At 61.3% G+C, this 22516-nt stretch carries 20 protein-coding genes, 1 pseudogene and 1 riboswitch; of the genes and pseudogenes, 15 read left to right on the top strand and 6 right to left on the bottom strand.

Features of this window, described 5'->3' with window-relative positions; genetic code table 11:
- Window positions 1-126 precede the first annotated feature (126 nt).
- Window positions 127-2511: an efflux RND transporter permease subunit gene (locus tag AC0IXA_RS06010; RefSeq protein ID WP_024013186.1), complete on the bottom strand. Its 2385-nt coding sequence runs from the start codon at window positions 2509-2511 to the stop codon at window positions 127-129.
- The gene (locus tag AC0IXA_RS06005) at window positions 2508-3551 is read right to left on the bottom strand and encodes a WD40/YVTN/BNR-like repeat-containing protein (RefSeq protein ID WP_471812178.1); all 1044 of its coding nucleotides are present in this window, start codon (window positions 3549-3551) and stop codon (window positions 2508-2510) included. The genes AC0IXA_RS06010 and AC0IXA_RS06005 overlap by 4 nt, the downstream gene beginning before the upstream one ends.
- A gap of 450 nt (window positions 3552-4001) precedes the next feature.
- Between AC0IXA_RS06005 and AC0IXA_RS06000 the strand changes: the two genes are divergently transcribed.
- The 7 genes from AC0IXA_RS06000 (at window position 4002) to AC0IXA_RS05970 (ending at window position 9420) form a co-directional block, all read left to right on the top strand.
- Window positions 4002-4592: an amino acid synthesis family protein gene (locus tag AC0IXA_RS06000; RefSeq protein WP_007968626.1), complete on the top strand. Its 591-nt coding sequence runs from the start codon at window positions 4002-4004 to the stop codon at window positions 4590-4592.
- A gap of 31 nt (window positions 4593-4623) precedes the next feature.
- The gene (locus tag AC0IXA_RS05995; RefSeq protein WP_130927338.1) at window positions 4624-5457 is read left to right on the top strand and encodes an alpha/beta fold hydrolase; all 834 of its coding nucleotides are present in this window, start codon (window positions 4624-4626) and stop codon (window positions 5455-5457) included.
- Window positions 5454-6935, top strand: a complete 1482-nt coding sequence (locus tag AC0IXA_RS05990; RefSeq protein WP_471812175.1) for an aldehyde dehydrogenase — start codon at window positions 5454-5456, stop codon at window positions 6933-6935. The genes AC0IXA_RS05995 and AC0IXA_RS05990 overlap by 4 nt, the downstream gene beginning before the upstream one ends.
- A 12-nt stretch (window positions 6936-6947) precedes the next feature.
- On the top strand, window positions 6948-7433 hold the full coding sequence (locus tag AC0IXA_RS05985; protein WP_016775013.1) for a flavin reductase family protein: 486 nt from the start codon (window positions 6948-6950) through the stop codon (window positions 7431-7433).
- Between the two features lie 210 nt (window positions 7434-7643).
- A complete protein-coding gene (locus AC0IXA_RS05980) occupies window positions 7644-8033 on the top strand; it encodes a carboxymuconolactone decarboxylase family protein (protein WP_024013190.1) in 390 nt (129 codons plus the stop codon).
- Window positions 8034-8090: 57 nt separating this feature from the next.
- Window positions 8091-8855, top strand: coding sequence for a GntR family transcriptional regulator (locus tag AC0IXA_RS05975; protein WP_016775014.1), 765 nt, complete (start codon window positions 8091-8093; stop codon window positions 8853-8855).
- A gap of 1 nt (window position 8856) precedes the next feature.
- Window positions 8857-9420: an NUDIX hydrolase gene (locus tag AC0IXA_RS05970; RefSeq protein WP_471812172.1), complete on the top strand. Its 564-nt coding sequence runs from the start codon at window positions 8857-8859 to the stop codon at window positions 9418-9420.
- 138 nt (window positions 9421-9558) lie between these two features.
- Here AC0IXA_RS05970 and AC0IXA_RS05965 read toward each other — a convergent pair whose 3' ends face one another.
- Window positions 9559-9855 carry a DUF1330 domain-containing protein gene (locus AC0IXA_RS05965; RefSeq protein WP_471812170.1) on the bottom strand — a complete coding sequence of 99 codons (297 nt, stop codon included), beginning with the start codon at window positions 9853-9855 and terminating at the stop codon, window positions 9559-9561.
- Between the two features lie 68 nt (window positions 9856-9923).
- Here AC0IXA_RS05965 and ribBA point away from each other — a divergent pair, with 68 nt between their 5' ends.
- The 5 genes from ribBA to AC0IXA_RS05940 all read left to right on the top strand — a co-directional run bounded on the left by ribBA (window position 9924) and on the right by AC0IXA_RS05940 (window position 15309).
- Window positions 9924-11033, top strand: a complete 1110-nt coding sequence (gene ribBA, locus AC0IXA_RS05960) for a bifunctional 3,4-dihydroxy-2-butanone-4-phosphate synthase/GTP cyclohydrolase II (RefSeq protein ID WP_016775017.1) — start codon at window positions 9924-9926, stop codon at window positions 11031-11033.
- A gap of 357 nt (window positions 11034-11390) precedes the next feature.
- Window positions 11391-12416, top strand: coding sequence for an ABC transporter substrate-binding protein (locus AC0IXA_RS05955; protein WP_016775018.1), 1026 nt, complete (start codon window positions 11391-11393; stop codon window positions 12414-12416).
- The gene (locus AC0IXA_RS05950; RefSeq protein WP_341637539.1) at window positions 12413-13321 is read left to right on the top strand and encodes an ABC transporter permease; all 909 of its coding nucleotides are present in this window, start codon (window positions 12413-12415) and stop codon (window positions 13319-13321) included. The genes AC0IXA_RS05955 and AC0IXA_RS05950 overlap by 4 nt, the downstream gene beginning before the upstream one ends.
- Before the next feature lie 6 nt (window positions 13322-13327).
- On the top strand, window positions 13328-14137 hold the full coding sequence (locus AC0IXA_RS05945) for an ABC transporter permease (RefSeq protein WP_007918021.1): 810 nt from the start codon (window positions 13328-13330) through the stop codon (window positions 14135-14137).
- 17 nt (window positions 14138-14154) lie between these two features.
- Entirely contained in the window at window positions 14155-15309 is a 1155-nt protein-coding gene (locus AC0IXA_RS05940; protein WP_282386921.1) for an ABC transporter ATP-binding protein, read from the top strand.
- A gap of 127 nt (window positions 15310-15436) precedes the next feature.
- On the opposite strand, the gene map is transcribed toward AC0IXA_RS05940, so the two are convergent.
- Window positions 15437-16228, bottom strand: a complete 792-nt coding sequence (gene map, locus AC0IXA_RS05935; RefSeq protein ID WP_341637285.1) for a type I methionyl aminopeptidase — start codon at window positions 16226-16228, stop codon at window positions 15437-15439.
- Window positions 16225-16452 (bottom strand): ParD-like family protein, encoded by a 228-nt coding sequence (locus AC0IXA_RS05930; protein ID WP_007918027.1) that lies wholly within the window; start codon window positions 16450-16452, stop codon window positions 16225-16227. The genes map and AC0IXA_RS05930 overlap by 4 nt, the downstream gene beginning before the upstream one ends.
- 120 nt (window positions 16453-16572) lie before the next feature.
- A riboswitch (cobalamin riboswitch) is annotated at window positions 16573-16766 on the top strand.
- A gap of 139 nt (window positions 16767-16905) precedes the next feature.
- Between AC0IXA_RS05930 and AC0IXA_RS05925 the strand changes: the two genes are divergently transcribed.
- From AC0IXA_RS05925 to AC0IXA_RS05915, 3 genes and pseudogenes are all read left to right on the top strand, one after another.
- The gene (locus AC0IXA_RS05925; protein WP_024013196.1) at window positions 16906-17919 is read left to right on the top strand and encodes an ABC transporter substrate-binding protein; all 1014 of its coding nucleotides are present in this window, start codon (window positions 16906-16908) and stop codon (window positions 17917-17919) included.
- On the top strand, window positions 17916-18932 hold the full coding sequence (locus AC0IXA_RS05920) for a FecCD family ABC transporter permease (RefSeq protein WP_437180886.1): 1017 nt from the start codon (window positions 17916-17918) through the stop codon (window positions 18930-18932). The genes AC0IXA_RS05925 and AC0IXA_RS05920 overlap by 4 nt, the downstream gene beginning before the upstream one ends.
- A 92-nt stretch (window positions 18933-19024) precedes the next feature.
- Window positions 19025-19693, top strand: a pseudogene (locus tag AC0IXA_RS05915) (ABC transporter ATP-binding protein); the annotation flags it as partial.
- Between the two features lie 209 nt (window positions 19694-19902).
- Here AC0IXA_RS05915 and metE read toward each other — a convergent pair.
- Entirely contained in the window at window positions 19903-22191 is a 2289-nt protein-coding gene (gene metE / locus AC0IXA_RS05910) for a 5-methyltetrahydropteroyltriglutamate--homocysteine S-methyltransferase (protein ID WP_471812166.1), read from the bottom strand.
- Window positions 22192-22516: the final 325 nt, after the last annotated feature.

The following is a 22516-nucleotide window of genomic DNA, read 5'->3' as shown; positions in this document are numbered from 1 at the left end:
CGGCAGCTCCTACCTTGGAATGCGTTCCCCTGTAGGAGCTGCCGAAGGCTGCGATCTTTTGATCTTGATCCACAAAAAAAGCCGCAACCCCTCAAGGTTGCGGCTTTGTCGTTTCAGCCTGTCAGATCAGTGAGCAAACAGCGAATTGCCCTTCTGCCCTGCCAGCTTTTCAGGCTTGATCAGGAACTTCGCCAGCGCTGGCAGCAGCCACAGCGCACCGAACATGTTCCACAGCAGCATGAAGGTCAGCATCAGGCCCATGTCGGCCTGGAACTTGATCGCCGAGAAGATCCAGGTGCATACGCCGATCGCCAGGCACAGGCCGGTGAACAGCACCGCTTTACCGGTCGACTTCAGGGTCTGGTAATAGGCTTCCTGCAACGGCAGCCCGGCACGCAGGAAACTCTCGAGGCGGCTGTAGATGTAGATGCCGTAATCCACGCCAATCCCCACGCCCAACGCCACCACTGGCAGCGTCGCGACTTTCACGCCGATGCCCATGAACGCCATCAGCGCGTTGCCGAGCACCGAGGTGAGCACCAGCGGCAGGACGATGCACAGGGTCGCTGCCCATGAGCGGAAGGTGATCATGCACATCACTGCCACGCAGATGTACACCAGAATCAGGATGGTCAACTCGGCCTGTTTGATGACTTCGTTGGTGGCCGCTTCGATCCCGGCGTTACCGGCGGCGAGGATGAATTCCAGGCCGTCCTTGTTGTTTTCCTTGGCGAACTCCTGCACCGCGTTCACCGCACGATCAAGGGTCTCAGCTTTGTGATCGTTGAGGAACACCAGCACTGGCGCCAGCGAGCAGCTGTTGTTGTACAGGCCATCGGCGCGGGCGATCGAGTTGTTCAGTACGTCCGGGTTGCGCGACAGGGTTTCCCATTTCAGGTTGCCCTCGTTCATGCCCTTGATCATCTGCTTGGACACGGTCACCAGCGAGATCGCCGACTGCACGCCCTCGGTGTTCTGCATCTTCCACATCAGCTGATCGATCGGCGCCATGGCTTCGTAGCGCGAGCAGCCTTCGGCCTTGGTCTTGACCATCACCACCAGCACGTCGGAGCTGGTCGAGTAATTGCTGATAATGAAGTTGTTGTCCTTGTTGTAGCGCGAGTCCGGACGCAGTTCCGGCGCGCCCTGGTCGAGGTCGCCGATCTTCAGGTTCTGGCTGTACCAGAGGCCGCCACCGAAGGCGATCAGAGCCAAGGCTACCGAAATCGGTGCGACTTTCGGGCTGGCGAAGTTCGACAGCAGGCGCCAGAACGGGTGTTCGCGGTTCGCATCTTTCTTGCTCTTGGCAATCGCGCGCTTGCTGATGCCGACATAGGAAATCGCCACCGGCAGCAGGATCAGGTTGGTGAACACGATCACCGCAACACCAATGGACGCGCCGATGGCCAGTTCACGGATCACCCCGATGTCGATGATCAGCAGGGTGATGAAGCCCACCGCATCGGCCAGAATCGCGATCATCCCCGGCAGGAACAACTGGCGGAAGGTGCGCCGTGCAGCGGTCAGGGCGTTATCTGCCTCGCTGGATTGCAGGGCGATACCGTTGATCTTCTGCACGCCGTGGGAAATGCCGATGGCGAAAATCAGGAACGGCACCAGCATCGAATACGGGTCGAGGCCGAAGCCGAAGAAGTGCATCAACCCGAGTTGCCAGACCACCGCCACCAGCGTCGTACTCAACACCGCGATGGTGCTGCGCAGGCAGTTGGTGAACCACAGCAGCAGAATCAGGGTGATGACGAAGGCGACACCGAAGAACAGCACCACCATCACCAGACCGTCGATCAGGTCACCGACTTTCTTGGCGAAACCGACGATGTGGATCTTGATGTTGGGGTTCTGCGCTTCGAACTTGTTGCGGATCTTGTCTTCGAGCTCATGGGAGAACTGGCGATAGTCCAGCGCCAGCAACTTGCCCTGATCCTGCGGGTCCGGATAGGCCTCCAGCAGCGGGATGTCGACGATGCTCGACTTGAAGTCGTTGGCCACCAGACGCCCGACCTGGCCGGACTTGAGCACGTTGTTGCGCAGCAGATCGAGGCTGTCCTGCGAGCCATTGTAGCTCTGCGGAATCACTTCACCGCCGGCGAAACCCTCTTCGGTCACTTCGGTCCAGCGTACGCTCGGGCTCCACAGCGATTTGAGGCCGGAACGGTCGACGCCGGAAATGTAGAACACTTCGTCGTTGATCTGGCGCAGGGTCTCCATGTACTCCTTGGAGAAGATGTCGCCGTCGGTGGCCTCCACCGAAATACGCACGGTGTTGCCGAGGTTCGCCAGATCGTTGCGGTGCTCCATCATCTTTTCGATGAAGGGATGCTGCAGCGGGATCATTTTTTCAAAACTGGTCGACGGCCGAATCAGCGTAGCCTGCCAGAACAGGAAAATGCTCACCACCAGGCAGATCAGGATCACGGCCGGACGGTTGTTGAAGATCAGGCGCTCGAGAACCGTCGCCTTTTCCTGCTGAGGAGTGATCAAGGAAGTCATAGCCCCGCCTTCTTGTTATTGGTCTCGGCACCGTTTGGCTGGGTGATGTGCAAGCCACCCTGCCCGGTCAGAATCAGGTTGCCGTTGCCGGCGGCGGTGACCGACGACAGCGAAATGCGATCCGGGCGGTTGAACACGCTGAAGGTTTCGCCGTTGTCACTGCTGCTGATCACCGAACCACCGTTACCGACGATGACGATCGAGCCGTCTTCGAGCAGCGTGCCGCCGGACAGACCGAACTCCAGCGCACCGCGAGCGGCTTTGAGTTCGACCTGCTCCCAGTTGCTGCCGAAATCAGTGGAGCGATAAAGGTTGCCGCGCAAGCCGTAAGCCAGCAGGGTCTGCGGCTGCGCCGTGCCGATCACGCCGAACAGCGAACCTTCGTACGGGCCTTCGAGTTTTTCCCAGGTCTGGCCGTCATCGGCGGAGCGAAACATGCTGCCGGACTCGCCGACGATGAACAGCCCGGCGTCTTTCACGGCGGCGATGGCGTTGAGGTGGAACTGGTCTTCATTGTCGAGGCGGTCGCTGACGTCTTCCCAGTTTTTGCCGCCGTCGGTGGTTTCCAGCAGCGTGCCGTAGGCGCCCACGGCAAAACCGCTGCTGGCGTCCTTGAACCAGACGTCGAGCAGCGGCGATTCACGTTTGAGGTCTTCGAATTGCTTGGTCCAGGTCAGACCGCCGTCTGCACTGGCGAGAATCTGCGCGTCGTGGCCCACGGCCCAACCGTTTTTGTCGTCGACGAAATACACGGCAGTGAGCAGTTGCCGGGTCGGCACCTTGGCCTGGGTCCAGGTTTTGCCCTGGTCATCGGAATAGACGATGTGCCCGCGATCGCCGACCGCGACCAGACGCGCGCCAGCGTGGACGACATCAAGAATCAGGCTTTTTGCGGCCTTGGCCGATTCGGTGGCATAAACCACGTCAGCCGGGGCCTCGGCGGCAATCACAGGTGCCGATAACGTGGCAAAGCCCAGCAGCGAGAGTGCTGTGGCCAGCAACGCGGTGTTGCGTAACGCCGGCGGGCGGCAACGACTCATAGACCTTCCCCTATTTATTATTGTTGGGCCATCGGGCCTTCAAGGGCGCCGCAAGGGTGCTCGGCTAGTGGCAGATCAGAAGCATAGTCCTGAAACCCGCAATCCAGAGCCCCTTCGGAAGCTGGCTCATCCTATCGGGCTTTGCAAATGTCTGACAATCGGCGCCGCGTTATCTTTTGTTAACCGAAAGCGGCCCTCTGTAACCAAGGAATTCCCCTGTGGGAGCGAGCTTGCTCGCGAAAGCGCCGGGTCTGGCAATGAAGATGTCGACTGGAGGGGCCTCTTCGCGAGCAAGCTCGCTCCCACAGGGGTTGGTGGTGAGTGCGGGATTTGAATACATGACCATTCGCCGGGGTGATGAGGCAAATCTCATCAGAGGGACTTGCAGGATCGGTATTATGGTATACCATCAGACGCACAGACACTCTCAATCCCCCAACGGAGCAGCTCATGAGTTTCGAAATTCGCAAGATCGTCAGCTATGTCGAAGAAACCTTCATTGAAGGCGGCAAGGCTACTGACAAGCCGGTGACCATGGTCGGCCTCGCCGTGGTGATGAAGAACCCGTGGGTGGGCAATGGTTTTGTCGAAGACCTCAAGCCGCAGATCCGCGCCAACTGCTCCGACCTCGGCGCAATGATGGTCGAACGCCTGGTCGGCATCATCGGCGGTGCCGAGAAGATCGAGGCCTACGGTAAAGCGGCGGTCGTCGGCGCTGATGGCGAGATCGAACACGCGTCGGCGGTGATCCACACCCTGCGCTTCGGTAACCACTATCGCGAAGCGGTAAAAGCCAAGAGCTATCTGAGCTTTACCAACAAGCGCGGCGGTCCGGGCACGTCGATTCAGATCCCGATGATGCACAAGGACGACGAAGGCCTGCGTTCGCACTACATCACCCTGGAAATGCAGATCGAAGACGCGCCGCGTGCTGACGAAATCGTCGTCGTGCTGGGTTGCGCCGACGGTGGCCGCCTGCACCCGCGCATCGGCAACCGCTACATCGATCTGGAAGAACTGGCTGCCGAAAAAGCCCAGTAATCACAATAAAAAGGCATTGCAGGAGCGCTCCATGATTCGGCTCACCGCTGAACTCACCCCGGCTGGCACCAGTTACCTGGCGACCGGCCAAGGCCAGCCCGTGGTCTTGATCCACGGCGTGGGCCTGAACAAAGAAATGTGGGGCGGGCAGATTGTCGGCCTCGCCAGCCAGTACCAGGTGATCGCCTACGACATGCTCGGCCACGGCGCCAGCCCGCGCCCGGCCAGCGGCACCGACCTGCTCGGTTACGCCGATCAGTTGCTCGAGCTGCTCGATCACCTCAATCTGCCCCAGGCAGCGGTGATCGGTTTCTCCATGGGCGGTCTGGTCGCGAGGGCCTTCGCCCTGCACTACCCGGAGCGCCTGCAAAGCCTGGTGGTGCTGAACAGCGTGTTCAACCGCAGCGAAGAACAGCGTGCCGGCGTGATTGCCCGCACTGCGCAGGCTGCCGAACATGGCCCGGACGCCAATGCCGAAGCGGCGTTGTCGCGCTGGTTCAGCCGTGAATATCAGGCAGCCAACCCGGCGCAGATCGCTGCATTGCGCCAGACCCTGGCCAACAACGATCCGCAGGGCTATCTGACCACCTACGAATTGTTCGCCACCCAGGACATGTACCGCGCCGACGACCTGAGCAGCATTCAGGCGCCGACGCTGATCGCCACCGGCGAACTCGACCCCGGCTCGACCCCGGAAATGGCCGAGCAACTGGCCCGACGCATCCCCGCTGCGAAGGTTGCCGTGCTGCCCGAGCAACGGCATATGATGCCGGTAGAGTCGCCGCGTCTGGTCAACCAGATGCTGCTGGAATTTCTCCAATTCGCACACTCCCGACAAAACCATATAAAGGGGATCGTTGCATGACACTCGCACGCTTCCAGATGTGCATCGGCGGAGACTGGGTCGACGCCCTCTCCGGCAAGACCTTCAAAAGCCTCAACCCGGCCTCCGCGCAAGCCTGGGCGGAACTGCCCGACGCCGATGAAGCGGACGTCGAACGCGCCGTGCAAGCGGCGCAAACGGCCTTCGACAGCCCGGCGTGGCGCGGCCTCACCGCCACCGCGCGCGGTAAACTGCTGCGCCGTCTCGGTGATCTGATCGCAGAAAACAAGGAACACCTGGCGCAGCTGGAAAGCCGCGACAACGGCAAGCTGATCCGCGAAACCCGTGGCCAGGTCAGCTATCTGCCGGAGTTTTTCCACTACACCGCAGGCCTCGCTGACAAGCTTGAAGGCGGCACCCTGCCGCTGGACAAGCCTGACCTGTTTGCCTACACCGTGCACGAAGCCATGGGTGTGGTCGCCGCGATCATTCCGTGGAACAGCCCGCTGTACCTGACCGCAATCAAACTGGCCCCGGCCCTCGCCGCCGGCAACACGATTGTGATCAAGCCGTCCGAGCACGCCTCGGCGACCATTCTCGAGCTGGCACGCCTGGCCCTCGAAGCCGGAATTCCGCCGGGTGTGGTCAACGTCGTCACCGGTTACGGGCCGAGCACCGGCGCCGCCCTCACCCGTCATCCGCTGATCCGCAAGATCGCCTTCACCGGCGGCGCGGCCACGGCGCGGCACGTGGTGCGCAGCAGCGCTGAGAACTTCGCCAAGCTGTCGCTGGAGCTGGGCGGCAAGTCGCCGAATATCATCTTCGCCGACGCCGATCTGGACAGTGCAATTAACGGTGCGATTGCCGGCATCTACGCGGCGTCCGGGCAGAGTTGCGTGTCTGGTTCGCGCTTGCTGGTGCAGGACGAAATCTACGACGAATTCGTCAATCGTCTGGTCGAGCGCGCCCAGCGCATCCGCATCGGCAACCCACAGGAAGACCACAGTGAAATGGGTCCGATGGCCACCGCGCAGCAACTGGCGGTGGTCGAAGGTTTGGTCGCCGATGCGATCGCCGAAGGCGCGCGTTTGCGCACCGGTGGCAAGCGTCCGGCGGATCTCGGCGAAGGCTGGTTCTACGAGCCGACGCTGTTCGAGTGCGACCGCAATTCGATGAAGATCATGCAGGAAGAAGTCTTCGGCCCGGTGGCTTCGGTGATTCGTTTCAAAGACGAAGCCGAAGCACTGGCGATCGCCAACGACTCGCAGTTCGGCCTCGCTGCCGGCATCTGGACCCGTGACCTCGGTCGTGCCCATCGTCTGGCGCGGGATGTGCGCTCGGGGATCATCTGGGTCAACACTTACCGCGCAGTGTCGGCGATGGCGCCGATCGGCGGCTTCAAGAACAGTGGCTATGGACGCGAAAGCGGCATCGACTCGGTGCTGGCCTACACCGAGCTGAAAACGGTGTGGATCAACCTCTCCCAGGCGCCAATGCCTGATCCGTTTGTGATGCGCTAGGAGTCCTGCGAAATGATCGAACCCGGCATATACAAAGACGTCATGAGCTCGTTCCCGTCCGGCGTTACGGTGGTCACCACCCTCGACCCGGACGGCGGCATCGTCGGCATCACCGCCAGCGCGTTCAGTGCGCTGTCGATCGACCCGGCGTTGGTGCTGTTCTGCCCCAACTATGCGTCCGACACCTACCCGGTGCTGCGCGACAGCAAGAAATTCGCCATCCATTTGCTCTCCGCCGAGCAGACCGCCGAAGCCTACGCGTTCGCCGGCAAGGGCAAGGAAAAGGCCAAGGGCATCGAGTGGCACCTGAGCGATCTGGGCAACCCGATTCTGGCCAAGGCCACGGCGATCATCGAGTGCGAGTTGTGGCGTGAATACGACGGCGGCGATCACGCGATCATTGTCGGCGCAGTGAAGAACCTGATCCTGCCCGAGCAACCGGTGACGCCGATGATTTATCACAAGGGCAAGTTGGGTGCGTTGCCTGCCTTGACCTGACGGATCCACACAAATCCCACTGTGGGACGACCCATTGTGGTGAGGGGATTTATCCCCGACCGGCTGCGAAGCAGTCGTAAAACCATTGCGCGCGGAATATCTGGCAAATCGCCGTTGCAGGTATTGGGGGTGCTTCGCACCCCGTCGGGGATAAATCCCCTCACCACAGGGTTCATTCCAACAAGGGGATCTGTGTTGTGAGGAGGAATGATGAGTAACGAAAAGTATGAAAAAGGCCTGCAAATCCGCACCCAGGTATTGGGCGAAGCCTATGTTCAGCGCTCGATCGAGAACGCCGACGACTTCACCCGTCCGCTGCAGGAAATGGTCACTGAATACTGCTGGGGCCATGTCTGGGGGCGTGAGGGTTTGTCGCTCAAGGAGCGCAGCATGATCAACCTGGCGATGATCTCGGCGCTCAACCGCCCGCATGAACTCAAGCTGCATGTGCGTGGCGCCTTGCGTAACGGCCTGAGTCGTGAGCAAATACGCGAAATTCTGCTTCAGGTCGGCATTTATTGCGGCGTTCCGGCGGCCGTGGACAGTTTCCGGCTGGCCCGTGAAGCCTTTGCCGAAGCCGACGCCGAGGCCTCCAGTTAACCCTCGGCTGTTTTGATGCCCGTCTGGCATGGACAGCCAAGCTCAAGAGCGGACCCCATGAAACGCCAGCCACTCGACGACAGCTTCAAGGTCAATCGCAACCCCGTTACCCTGCGCGAAATCGTGCTGGACAAACTGCGTAGCGCGATCATGAATTTCCAGCTCATGCCAGGTGATCGCCTGGTCGAACGCGACCTCTGCGATCGTCTCGGCGTCAGCCGCACTTCGGTGCGCGAAGCCTTGCGTCATCTTGAATCCGAAGGTCTCGTCGAATTCGCCGATGCCAAAGGCCCGCGCGTAGCCATCATCACCCTCGACGACGCCGTCGATATCTACGAACTGCGTTGTGTGCTCGAAGGCCTGATCGTGCAGCTGTTCACCCTGCGCGCCAAAGCCAAGGACATCAAAGCCCTGGAAAAAGCCCTCGATGACAACCGCAAAGCGTTGAAGGATGGCGAGCTGCAACAGGTGATCGACTCGGTGCAGGGCTTCTACGACGTGCTGCTCGAAGGCTCGGGCAACCATGTCGCCGCCACCCAATTGCGTCAGTTGCAGGCACGCATCAGCTATCTGCGCGCGACCTCGGTCTCCCAGGAAAACCGACGCGGCGCGAGTAATCACGAGATGGAAAAAATGGTCGAGGCGATCAAGAGCGGCGATCCGCTGGCGGCGCATCAGGCGTGCGTAGATCACGTCCGCGCGGCGGCTGCCGTGGCCCTCGATTACCTCAAGCGCAAACAGGAAGAAACCGGCGTCGCCGTCAAAGGCACCCCGGCGATCACCCTGCCGATCGCGCTGAAAGAACCCCGCATAGGTCAATGACATGTTCAGCCCGAGCTTTTGCCCGAAATGCGGTGGCCCTGACCTCGGTCAGCAGACGCCGCCGGGCGATACGCACGAGCGCCTGATGTGCCGCGGCTGCGGCTATATCCACTACGTCAATCCGAAGATCATTGCCGGCTGCATCATTGAGCAGGACGGCAAATACCTCCTGTGCCAACGGGCGATCCCACCACGCCCGGGCACCTGGACGCTGCCGGCCGGTTTCATGGAAACCGGCGAAACCACCGAGCAGGCGGCGCTGCGCGAAGTCTGGGAAGAAAGCGGCGTGCGCGCGGAAATCGTCTCGCCGTACTCGATTTTCAGCGTGCCGAAGATCAGCGAGGTGTACATCATCTTCCGCGCCATCGCCCTGGAGATCACCGGGCAGTACGGGCCGGAGACCATGGATTACAAGTTCTTCGCCCCGGAAGAGATTCCGTGGGAGCAGATCTACTACCCGGCGATCCGGCAGATCCTCGAGCGCTATATCGAAGAGCGCCAGGCCGGCGTTTACGGGATTTACATGGGCAATGATGACAGCGGCAAGATCCATTTCATGCGCTAAAAATCACCTTCCCCCTGATCGTTCCCACGCTCCGCGTGGGAATGCCTCTACGGACGCTCCGCGTTCGGCTCTGGATGGGACGCAGAGCGTCCCGGGCTGCATTCCCACGCGGAGCGTGGGAACGATCATCAGTGTGGCTTAAATTGGGTTGATGCCTTCAACGATGATGATCTCCGCCCTCGCCCATTCTTCGCGATAACTTTTCGCCTCCTGATACGCCGCCGAGCGGTAGCACGCCACGGCTGTTTCGTAGCTTTCAAACTCGATGATCACCGTGCGCTGTGGCGTCTGCCGCCCTTCCATCGCTTCGCTGCGCCCGCCTCTGGCGAGAAACTTGCCGCCGAATGCGGCAATCGCCTGCGGTGTGCGCTGGGTGTATTGGCTGTAATGCTCGGCATCGTCTATATCCACGTGTGCAATCCAGTACGCCTTCATAGTGACCTCTTTGTTGATTTTGTATTATGGTATACCAATATATTTCCAACGAACCCTGAGAGTCCAGCATGGCCTTCAACAGCATCGAAGAAATCATCGAAGATTATCGCCTCGGCAAAATGGTCCTGCTGGTCGATGACGAAGACCGCGAGAACGAAGGCGACCTGCTGCTGGCCGCTGATCGTTGCACACCGGAGGCTATCAGCTTCATGGCCCGCGAGGCACGCGGGCTGATCTGCCTGACCCTGACCGACGAACATTGTCAGCGCTTGGGCCTGGAGCAAATGGTACCCGCCAATGGCAGTGTGTTCAGCACTGCATTTACCGTGTCGATCGAAGCGGCGGTTGGCGTGACCACCGGCATTTCCGCTGCAGACCGGGCCTGCACCGTTGCCGCCGCTGTCGCGCCGAATGCCCGCGCCGAAGACCTGGTGCAGCCCGGCCACATCTTCCCGCTGCGCGCCAAGGAAGGTGGCGTGCTGACCCGCGCCGGGCATACCGAGGCGGGTTGTGATCTGGCGCGTCTGGCCGGTTTCACCCCGGCCTCGGTGATCGTTGAAGTCATGAACGACGACGGCACCATGGCGCGCCGCCCGGATCTTGAGCAGTTCGCGCGCAAGCACGGAATCAAGATCGGCACTATCGCCGACCTGATCCACTATCGCCTGAGCACCGAGCACACCATCGAACGCATCGGTGAACGTGAACTGCCGACGGTGCACGGCACGTTCCGTTTGATCACTTTCGAGGATCGCATCGAAGGCGGCGTGCACATGGCGATGGTCATGGGCGACTTGCGTCGTGAAGAGCCGACACTGGTGCGCGTGCACGTGATCGATCCGCTACGCGATCTGGTCGGCGCCGAGTACAGCGGGCCAACGAACTGGACGCTGTGGGCGGCGCTGCAACGGGTCGCGGCAGAAGGTCATGGGGTTGTGGTGGTGCTGGCCAATCATGAGTCGTCGCAGGCGTTGCTCGAACGCGTGCCGCAGTTGACTCAGCCGCCACGGCAGTTCAGCCGCTCGCAGTCGCGGATCTATTCCGAGGTCGGCACCGGGGCGCAGATTCTGCAGAACCTCGGGGTGGGCAAGCTGCGCCACCTTGGCCCGCCGCTGAAGTATGCGGGGTTGACCGGGTATGACCTTGAGGTGGTTGAGAGCATTCCGTTCACTGAATAAGCCTGCTATCGATAATCCCCTGTGGCGAGGGGATTTATCCCCGTCGGGCTGCGAAGCGGCCCCGATTCCTGCCAACGCGATCCGCCAGAAATATCGCATGTCCCGCTTTCAGGGCTGCTCCGCAGCCCAACGGGGATAAATCCCCTCGCCACAGTTTCATTCGCTACACATTTGGATGAAGGCCGGAAAAACAGATCCGCCAGATAACCGGTAAGGCAAAGTGCTTGCACAAAGTTTGGAATACCATAATATGATATTCCATAGACCGGACGAACCAAAAAACCGTCCAGCTACTGCTCCCGACAGGCGGGCAACAACGCAAGGCCCGCTCAAAAACACAACAATGAGGGCGTGAACATGGTGTTGAACAAAGCTGCAACCGCGATCTTTTTCGCGGGACTGCTCAGCGTTACCGGCCAGGCTGCAATGGCTGCCGAAAGCGTGAATTTTGTCAGCTGGGGCGGTAGCACCCAGGATGCGCAGAAACAGGCCTGGGCCGATCCGTTCAGCAAGGCCAGCGGCATCACCGTCGTCCAGGACGGCCCCACCGACTACGGCAAACTCAAAGCCATGGTCGAGAGCGGCAACGTGCAGTGGGACGTAGTCGATGTCGAAGCCGACTTCGCTCTGCGCGCCGCTGCCGAAGGCCTGCTCGAACCCCTCGATTTCAAAGTGATCCAGCGCGACAGGATCGACCCGCGCTTTGTCAGCGATCACGGCGTCGGTTCGTTCTTCTTCTCCTTTGTCCTCGGCTACAACGAAGGCAAGCTCGGCGCCAACAAGCCGCAGGACTGGAGCGCGCTGTTCGACACCAAGACCTACCCCGGCAAACGCGCCCTGTACAAATGGCCAAGCCCCGGCGTGCTCGAACTGGCGCTGCTGGCCGACGGCGTTGCGGCTGACAAGCTCTACCCGCTGGATCTGGATCGCGCCTTCAAGAAACTCGACACCATCAAGAAAGACATCGTCTGGTGGGGCGGCGGCGCGCAGTCGCAGCAACTGCTGGCGTCCGGCGAAGCGAGCATGGGCCAGTTCTGGAATGGCCGTGTGCACGCCTTGCAGGAAGACGGCGCACCGGTCGGCGTGAGTTGGAAGCAGAACCTGGTCATGGCCGACATTCTGGTCATCCCCAAAGGCTCGAAAAACAAAGATGCGGCGATGAAGTTCCTCGCCAATGCCAGCAGCGCCAAAGGCCAGGCCGACTTCTCCAACCTGACCGCCTACGCGCCGGTCAACCTCGACAGTGTGGAGCGTCTGGATTCGACGCTGGCCCCCAACCTGCCGACGGCTTACGCCAAGGATCAGATCACCCTTGATTTCGCTTACTGGGCCAAGAACGGTCCGGCTATCGCGACACGGTGGAACGAATGGCTGGTCAAATGAAAATCGCGGCCACTGCGCCTCGTCCTTCCACTGCCACCGGGAGCGCCGCCGGCGCTGCCGGTTCGGCTTTCAAGCAACGCTGGCGCGGCGCCGGCAACCTCGCTCCGGCGCTGCTGTTCCTCGGCCTGTTCTTTCTGGCGCCGTTGATTGGCCTGCTGTTGCGCGGCGTGCTCGAACCTGTGCCGGGTCTCGGCAACTACGAACAACTGTTCGCCAACTCGGCCTATGCGCGGGTGCTGCTCAACACCTTTTCGGTGGCCGGGCTGGTGACGCTGTTCAGCCTGCTGCTGGGCTTTCCGCTGGCCTGGGCGATCACCCTGGTGCCGCGCGGTTGGGGGCGCTGGATCCTCAATATCGTGTTGCTGTCGATGTGGACCAGCCTGCTCGCCCGCACCTATTCGTGGCTGGTGTTGCTGCAAGCCTCGGGGGTAATCAACAAGGCGCTGATGGCGATGGGCATCATCGATCAACCGCTGGAGATGGTGCACAACCTCACGGGCGTGGTGATCGGCATGAGCTACATCATGATCCCGTTCATCGTGCTGCCGTTGCAGGCAACCATGCAGGCCATCGACCCGATGATCCTGCAGGCCGGCTCGATCTGCGGCGCCAGTCCGTGGACCAACTTCTTCCGGGTGTTCCTGCCGCTGTGCCGGCCGGGCCTGGCGTCCGGCGGTTTGATGGTGTTCGTGATGTCGCTCGGTTACTACGTCACCCCCGCTTTGCTGGGCGGGGCACAGAACATGATGCTGCCGGAGTTCATCATTCAGCAGGTGCAATCGTTCCTCAACTGGGGCCTGGCCAGTGCCGGCGCCGCGTTGCTGATCGCAATCACCCTGGTGCTGTTCTACTTCTACCTGAAGCTTCAACCGGAATCCCCGGTTGGCGCCAGTAACGCGAGGTAAGCCGACATGCTCCTGACCCCCAATGCCATGAGCCGGCGCATGCGTTTCGGCCTCTACGCCACGACTGGGCTGATCGGTCTGTTCCTGCTGTTGCCGATCGTGTTCATCGTGCTGCTGTCGTTCGGCTCCTCGCAGTGGCTGGTGTTCCCGCCACCGGGCTGGACGCTGAAATGGTACGGCCAGTTTTTCTCCAACCCCGACTGGATGAACGCCGCTGCCGCCAGCCTCAAGGTTGCCGTGCTGACCACGATCTGCGCCGTGGCCCTCGGTTTGCCGACCGCGTTTGCGCTGGTGCGAGGGCGCTTTCCCGGCCGCGAGATGCTCTACGGCCTGTTCACCCTGCCGATGATCGTGCCGCTGGTGATCATCGCCGTGGCGGTGTACGCGCTGTTTCTCAAGCTCGGCTATACCGGGACCATGTTCGCCTTCGTCGTCAGCCATGTGATCGTCGCGCTGCCGTTCACCATCATCTCGATCATCAACTCGCTGAAGCTGTTCGATCAGTCGATTGAAGACGCGGCGGTGATCTGCGGTGCCTCGCGCTTGCAAGCGGTGTTCAAGGTGACATTCCCGGCGATCCGCCCGGGGATGGTCGCCGGCGCCCTCTTCGCCTTCCTCGTTTCATGGGACGAAGTGGTGCTCAGCGTGATGATGGCAAGCCCGACTCTGCAAACCCTTCCCGTGAAAATGTGGACCACCCTGCGCCAAGACCTGACCCCGGTGATCGCCGTCGCTTCGACGCTGCTGATCGGCCTGTCGGTATTGGTCATGGTGATCGCCGCCGCGCTGCGCCGGCGCAACGAAATCAGCGCCTGAGCGCCCAGGAGTACGACATGAGTGCCGTGATCAAAGACGCATCCCAGCAGAGCGACAAACCCCTGGTCAGCCTGCGCAACCTGAACAAGCACTACGGCGATTTTGCTGCCGTCGATAACATCTCGCTGGACATCAAGGACGGCGAATTCCTGACCTTTCTCGGCTCCAGCGGCTCGGGCAAGAGTACGACGCTGTCGATGCTCGCCGGGTTCGAAACACCGAGCAGCGGCGAGATCCTCGTCAACGGCCAGTCGCTGGTCAACGTGCCGCCGCACAAGCGCGACATCGGCATGGTCTTCCAGCGCTATTCGCTGTTCCCGCATCTGTCGGTGCGCGACAACATCGCCTTCCCTTTGGCGATCCGTAAACTGGCTGCCGCCGAGCGTGAAAAACGCGTCGATGCGATGTTGAAGCTGGTGCAGCTCGAACAGTTCGCCCATCGCCGCCCTTCGCAACTGTCCGGCGGTCAGCAACAACGTGTCGCCATCGCCAGGGCACTGGTTTACGAGCCACGCATCCTGCTGATGGACGAACCGCTGGGCGCGCTGGACAAGAAGCTGCGCGAGGACTTGCAGGATGAACTGCGCCAGCTGCACCGGCGCCTGGGTATCACCATCGTTTACGTGACCCACGACCAGGAAGAAGCCATGCGGCTGTCGCAACGCATCGCGATTTTCAGCCACGGCAAAATCGTTGGTCTGGGCAGTGGTTACGACCTTTACCAGAATCCGCCGAATGCCTTTGTCGCGTCGTTTCTGGGCAATTCGAACTTCCTCAAGCTCAAGGCGCAAGGCAATGCGGCAGCGAGTTTCGAGGGGCAGTTGTTGTCGATTCGGCTGACGTCCGGGTTGCACACTGATCAGGATGTGCTGCTGATGGTGCGTCCGGAAAAGGCCTTGGCGCTGAGCACGCAGCAGGCGCTGGATGAGCCGCTGGCGGCGGGTTGGAATGAGGTATCGGCGAATGTTGTGGAGGTGCTGTTTCTCGGTGAGAGCCAGACGTGCAGCGTGGTCACTGCGGGCGGGACGTCGATGACGGTGAAAGCGCTGTCGGCGGCAGGCATGCCGCTCAAGGCCGGCGATCCGGTCCGGGTGCGCTGGGCGACGGCGGATGCTTGTGTTTACACCGAATGGACCGAGAGCGATTTGAACAAGGCTGCCGGTGCTCACTAGATTTCCAATCCACTGAAATCCCCCTGTGGGAGCGAGCCTGCTCGCGAATGCGCTGTGTCACTCAACATTAATGGTGACTGACACAACCTTTTCGCGAGCAGGCTCGCTCCCACAGGTTCGGGATTGTTCAATTGATCGGGGAATACCCTTCAATCTGATCCGGCCACGCCGTCAGCACTTCAAACCCGTTTTCCGTCACCGCGACCATATGCTCCCACTGCGCCGACAAGGAGCCATCCTTGGTCAGCACGGTCCAGCCGTCTGGCATGTTCTTCACATGGCGTTTGCCGGCATTGAGCATCGGTTCCACGGTGAAAATCATCCCGGCCTTGAGCTTCAGCCCTTGATTGGGAAAGCCGTAATGCAGGATTTGCGGTTCGTCGTGATAGACCTTGCCGATGCCATGGCCGCAGTACTCGCGCACCACGCTGAAGCCCTCCGCCTCCGCCAGGCTCTGGATCGCATGACCGATATCGCCCAGCGTTGCGCCCGGTTTCACTGCGCGAATGCCCGCGCACATCGCGTCGTAAGTGGTCTTGATCAGGTGCTGCGCTTCAGGAGTCGCCTCGCCCACCACATACATGCGGCTGGTATCACCGAACCAGCCATCCTTGATCACGGCGATGTCGAGATTGACGATGTCGCCATCCTTCAATGGCGTGCCCGATGGAATCCCGTGACACACCACGTCGTTGACCGACGCGCAGACGGTTTTCGGAAAGCCGTGATAACCGACGTTGGCCGGCACGGCTTTCTGCACATTGACGATGTAATCGTTGCACAACCGGTCCAGCTCATCGGTGGTCACCCCGGCCTTCACATGCGGCACCAGCATTGCCAGCACTTCAGCGGCGAGTTTGCCGGCGGCGCGGGATTTTTCGATGTCGGCCGGCGTGTTGATCTTGATCTGGTTTCTCATGCGCTGACGGCTTCCTGAGTCAGTTGTTGCAGATCCAGTCCGCCGTTCTGTTCGGCGCGGATCAGCAGGCGGCAAATGGCGCTGTGGTCGAGGTTGGGATGCAGCTCGGCGAGCATGCCGATGCGCATCCAGTGCTCGGCCTGCGCGTTGATCGAGCGGCTGAGGGCGTTGCTGGAGATGCGCAGGTTCTCGTGCATGTCCTCTGAAATTTTTACGATGCCCATATTTGTATCCGATACGAAATGTATATGGATCGTATATTAATCAGTGCATACGGCCGATTGCAATGGCGACGACAAAATCGACGCTGTGGCAGATTCGCCTCCCCCTCCACCGCGCAAATCGACTACCATGCCGCCGCCGGTTTCCACACGGAATTAATAGGGAATCCGAAATGCTTGCACAGCATCAATCGGAACTGCCCCCGCAACTGTAGGTGCCGAGCCTGCTCCTCGACTGCCACTGGGTGAATCCCGGGAAGGCCGGAGCGTGGCGATGACGCATCAGTCAGGAGACCTGCCGGCACAGTGACTGACTAACCGGCGGGGTGTCCGGGAAGGACATCGTGCCGTGCGCATTTTCCCTGTGCCGGCCTTGCGCAGTTTCCACGACCGCGCCCGAGGTGTGTTTCCAACCGTACCCGCCTGCTCCCGTACGGTTCTCCTGGAGACTGCCCCATGCTGCTGCCCCGCGTTGCCACCCTGCTCACCGCTTTGAGCCTTTGCGCCCTGGCGCAAGCGACGCCGACTGCGTATCCGCTGACCGTGGAGAACTGCGGCAGCAGCCTGACCTTTCAGCACGCGCCCGCGCGCACGGTGACCATCGGCCAGGCCGGTACGGAAATGCTTTATGCCTTGGGCCTGGGCGACAAAGTCGTCGGCACCTCGTTGTGGTTCAACGACGTGCTGGGCACATACAAAGCGCAGAACGACAGGATCGAGCGCCTCGCCGACAACGAGCCGAGTTTCGAAGCGGTGATCGCCAAACGCCCGGAACTGGTAGCCGTCGAGCTGGAATGGATGGTCGGCCCGCAAGGCGCGGTCGGCACCCGCGAGCAGTTTCATGAACTGAAGATTCCTACCTATCTGCTGCCCTCCGACTGCGAAGCCAAGGACAACCTCGTCGGCTCGGACGGCACGCGGCTGGCGCCGTTTCGCATCGACAGCATCTACAAAGCCGTGAGCCAGCTCGCAGCGATTTTCGATGTGCAGGCGCGTGGCGAGCAGCTCAATGACCAGCTCAAAGCCAGCCTCGCGCAGTCGATCGCCACGGCGAAAAAGCAGCAGCGCAAAGACGTCAGCGCCCTGGTGTGGTTCTCCAGCGCCGAGATGGACATCGAGCCTTTCGTGGCCGGGCACAAAGGCGTTCCCGATTTCATGCTCAGCACCCTCGGCGTGCGCAACGTGGTCGAGTCGGATGAAGAATGGCCGACCGTCGGCTGGGAAACCATCGCCAAGGCCAACCCGACATTTCTGGTGATCGCGCGCATGGATCGTCGACGTTTCCCGGCGGACGACTATCAGAAAAAACTCGCCTTCCTGCGCAGTGATCCGGTGACGCGCAACATGGACGCGGTCAAGCACAACCGCATCATCATCCTTGACGCCATGGCCATGCAGGCCAGCCTGCGCACCTTCGACGGCCTCGCACAACTGGCCAGCGCCATCAACGGCTACGACCTGTCGCCATGAGCAGACGCCTGATCCGTTTGCTGCTGGTGCTGTTGACGCTGTCGGTCGCGCTGATTGGCGGCGTGGCCATTGGCGAGACTTCGATCGAGCCGAGCGTAGTGTTGCAGGTGCTGGCCAACAAGCTGTGGGGCGCCGGTTATGTGCTCGACCCGATCGACGAAGGCATCGTCTGGAACTATCGCCTGACCCGCGCGCTGGTCGCGGCGGCCTGCGGCGCCGGTCTGGCGACCTGTGGCGTAATCCTGCAGTCGCTGCTGCGCAATCCGCTGGCCGATCCGTATCTGCTGGGTATTTCTGCTGGCGCCTCGACTGGCGCGGTGATGGTCGCCCTGCTTGGCGTCGGCGCCGGGGCGATTTCATTGTCGGTCGGTGCCTTTGCCGGCGCGGTGACGGCGTTCGTACTGGTGATCCTGTTGGCGCGGGTCAGCGGCTCGGCCAGCGGCACCGGGCAGATCATTCTGGCCGGGATTGCCGGCTCGCAACTGTTCAACGCCCTCACCGCTTTTCTGATCACCCGCTCCGCCAGCTCCGAACAAGCGCGCGGGATCATGTTCTGGCTGCTCGGCAATCTCGGCGGCGTGCGCTGGCCGTCGGTGTGGCTGGCGGTCCCAGTGGCCTTGCTCGGGCTGGTCGTTTGTCTGTGGCACCGCCGGGCGCTGGATGCGTTCACCTTTGGCGCGGACTCGGCAGCCTCCCTCGGCATTGCCGTGCGCCGAGTGCAGATCCTGCTGATCGGCTGCGCCGCGCTGGTGACGGCGGTGATGGTGTCGATTGTCGGCTCGATCGGCTTTGTCGGTCTGGTGATTCCCCATGCCGCGCGGTTGTTGCTCGGCACGGGGCATGCGCGTCTGTTGCCCGCCAGTGCGCTGGGCGGTGCGGTGTTTCTGATTGCCGCCGATGTGCTGTCGCGCACCCTGATCAAGGGTCAGGTGATCCCGGTCGGCGTGATCACTGCGCTGGTCGGCGCACCGGTGTTCGCGCTGATTCTGGTGGGCCGGAGATCGGCGCGATGAACACGGTTTTAAGTTGTGCGGGTGTGGGCTTCAAAGTGCGCGGTGCCGAGTTGCTCAATGGTGTCAGTCTCGATGTTCAGCGCGGCGAGACCCTGGGCATTGTCGGGCCGAACGGTTCGGGGAAATCCACGCTGCTGAAACTGCTCGCCGGCCTGCGCGAACCGAGCGCGGGCCATGTGCAGCTCGGCGGTCAGGCGCTGGGCAAAATGTCGCGGCGCAGCATCGCGCAGACGCTCGCGGTGGTTGAGCAACAGGCCGATACCGACGATGGCATTCGCGTGTTCGACGCGGTGGCGCTGGGGCGCACGCCGTGGTTGTCGGCGCTGCAACCGTGGTCGCCGGCCGATGACGCCATCGTCGAGCAAGCGCTGGTCGACGTCGACGCCGTGCACCTGCGCAACCGCCTCTGGCGCAGCCTCTCCGGTGGCGAACGCCAGCGCGTGCACATCGCCCGCGCACTGGCCCAGCGCCCGCAGATCCTGCTGCTCGACGAGCCGGCCAACCACCTCGATATCCAGCATCAGTTGAGCATTCTGCAAGTGGTGCGCGCACTGCCGGTGACGACGTTGATCGCCCTGCACGATCTCAATCAGGCGCTCAAGTGCGATCGCCTGGCGGTGTTGGAGCGCGGGCGTCTGGTGGCATTGGGCGAGCCGCTGCACGTGCTGACGCCGGAGCGGTTACAGACGACTTTCGGCGTCAGGGCGCACTATCTGACGGACCCGTTCGATGGTGCACCGATATTGCGTTTCCTTGCCTGATGCATGTGTAGCTGACACACCGCTTTCGCGAGCAGGCTCGCTCCCACAAAGGATTTGTGTGTTGCCGTGAATGACAGGGGGAACGCGAATTCTGTGGGAGCGAGCTTGCTCGCGAAAGCGTCAGGTCATCCAACATGGTGTCGACTGACACACCGCTTTCGCGAGCAGGCTCGCTCCCACAGGGTTATGTATTCCAGGGCGGTAATGGGTCAGGCCCACTCTTTGCGCAGTTGCCGCGCGGCGCTGACCATGTGCACCAGCGCCGCTTCGGTCTCTGGCCAGCCTCGGGTTTTCAGCCCGCAATCCGGATTGACCCACAGCCGCTCAACCGGAATACGCTGCGCCGCCTTGCGCAGCAAGCCAACCATTTCCGACACATCGGGAATCCGTGGCGAGTGAATATCGTAGACGCCCGGGCCGATGTCATTCGGGTAGGCGAACGCTTCAAACGCTTCGAGCAGTTCCATGTCCGACCGTGAGGTTTCGATGGTGATGACATCGGCGTCCATCGCCGCGATCGACTCGATCACATCGTTGAATTCGCTGTAGCACATGTGCGTGTGGATCTGGGTTTCGTCGCGCACGCCGGAGGCGCACAGGCGGAACGCTGCGCTTGCCCATTCCAGATACGCCGGCCACTGCGCCCGGCGTAACGGCAAGCCTTCACGGAACGCCGCTTCGTCGATCTGCACGATTTTGATTCCTGCCGCTTCCAGATCATTCACTTCGTCACGAATGGCCAGCGCCAGCTGTCGAGCCTGTACCTCGCGGCTGACGTCTTCGCGGGCGAAGGACCACATCAGCATGGTCACCGGGCCGGTCAGCATGCCTTTCATGACCTTGTCGGTGAGGCCCTGGGCGTAGCAGATCCACTCGACCGTCATCGCTTGCGGGCGGCTCAGGTCACCGAAGATCACCGCTGGCTTGACGCAGCGCGAACCGTAGCTCTGCACCCAGCCAAAGCGGGTGAAGGCATAGCCGTCGAGCTGTTCGGCGAAGTATTCGACCATGTCGTTGCGCTCTGCCTCACCGTGCACCAGCACATCCAGGCCGAGGCGTTCTTGAATTTCCACCGCGTGGCGAATCTCCGTGTGCATCGCATCGGTGTAATCGGCCGCGCTGAGCTTGCCTTGCTTGTAAGCCTGACGCGCCAGACGGATCGCCGCCGTTTGCGGAAACGAGCCAATGGTGGTGGTCGGGAATAACGGCAGGCCGAGCTTGCCGCGCTGTTTGGCAATACGCTGAGCAAACGGCGATTGGCGTTGCGCATCCCTGGCAGTGATCGCCGCGACCCGCGTTTGCACCTCAGGTTTGTGAATGCGCGGCGAGGCGGCGCGGCTGGTTTGTACCGAACGACTTTGCGCCAGTGCGCGCAGCACCTGCGGCGCTTCCGGCTCGCTGACCGCTTGGGCGAGCACGGCGACCTCTTCGCACTTCTGCACGGCAAACGCCAGCCAGCTTTTCAGTTCGGCATCGAGCTGGTCTTCCCGGCCCAGATCAACCGGGCTGTGCAGCAATGAACAGGACGGCGCCACCCACAAGCGATCACCCAGACGCTCATGGGCATGACGCAGCGTCGCCAGCGCGTTTTGCAGATCGCAGCGCCAGACGTTCCGACCGTTGACCACACCCAGCGACAGCACTTTATAGGCCGGCAGACGATCCAGAATGGTCGGGTACTGATCCGGCGCGCGCACCAGATCGATGTGCAGGCCGTCGACCGGCAGGTTCGCCGCAAGACCGAGGTTTTCTTCCAGACCACCGAAGTACGTGGCGAGCAGTTTTTTCAGCGGATCGCGCTGGATCTGGTTGTAGGCGCGCTCGAAGGCATTCTTCCAGTCCTGCGGCAAATCGAGCACCAGAATCGGCTCGTCGATCTGCACCCACTCCACACCCAACGCCGCCAGCCGCGCGAAGATCTGGCCGTACAGCGGCAGCAGGCGGTCAAGCAAATCGAGCTTGTCGAAGTCGGCGCCTTTGGTTTTACCCAGCCACAGATAGGTCAGCGGGCCGAGGATCACCGGTTTGACGTTGTGCCCCAGCGCGCGGGCCTCTTCGGTTTCTTCAAACAGCTGCTCCCAACCCAGGTGGAAGTGCTGGTCGACACTGAATTCCGGTACGAGGTAGTGATAGTTGGTGTCGAACCACTTGGTCATTTCCTGAGCGTGGCCTTCGCCGCAGCAAGTATCGCTGACGCCTCGGGCCATGCTGAACAGGGTCTGCAGCGTGGCTTTGCCGTCGTGCGGACGGAAACGCTCGGGGATCACGCCGAACATCAGCGAGTGGCTCAGCACCTGGTCGTACCAGGCGAAATCGCCGACCGGCAGCAAGTCGATGCCGGCGTTTTTCTGCAAGTCCCAATGGACCTTGCGCAGCTCACGCCCGACGTCACGCAGGCCCGCCTCGTTCAGTTCTCCTTTCCAGAACGCCTCTTGCGCTTTCTTCAGTTCGCGGTCGCGACCGATGCGCGGAAATCCAAGGGAATGGGCCAGTGCCATGACAAACAACTCCAGATGCTTATTCGATGGCGGTATTGTCGGGAACCGTGCTTGATGAAACAAACTCAATAAATTCCAGATCATCACAAGTTCTACTCATGCACAGAAGCCCCCTGCAGGAGCTGCCGAAGGCTGCGATCTTCAGACCGTAGGGACGCAGAGCGTCCCCGGCTGCAGTCCCACGCGGAGCGTGGGAACGATCAGACACCTCAGGGCAACATGCCAGTTTTCGTTCTATCGTTAGATCCAAATGGCTGGATTTTCCAAGGATTAAAGGTTGCGAGAGAGGATGTCTGCGCCTAAGTTGCACGCGAGTCTTTTCCCG

The sequence above is a fragment of the Pseudomonas sp. AC083 genome (genome assembly GCF_979253165.1).
Note: the sequence above shows the minus strand (reverse complement) of the source record. Positions and strands in the feature narration are given on the sequence as shown.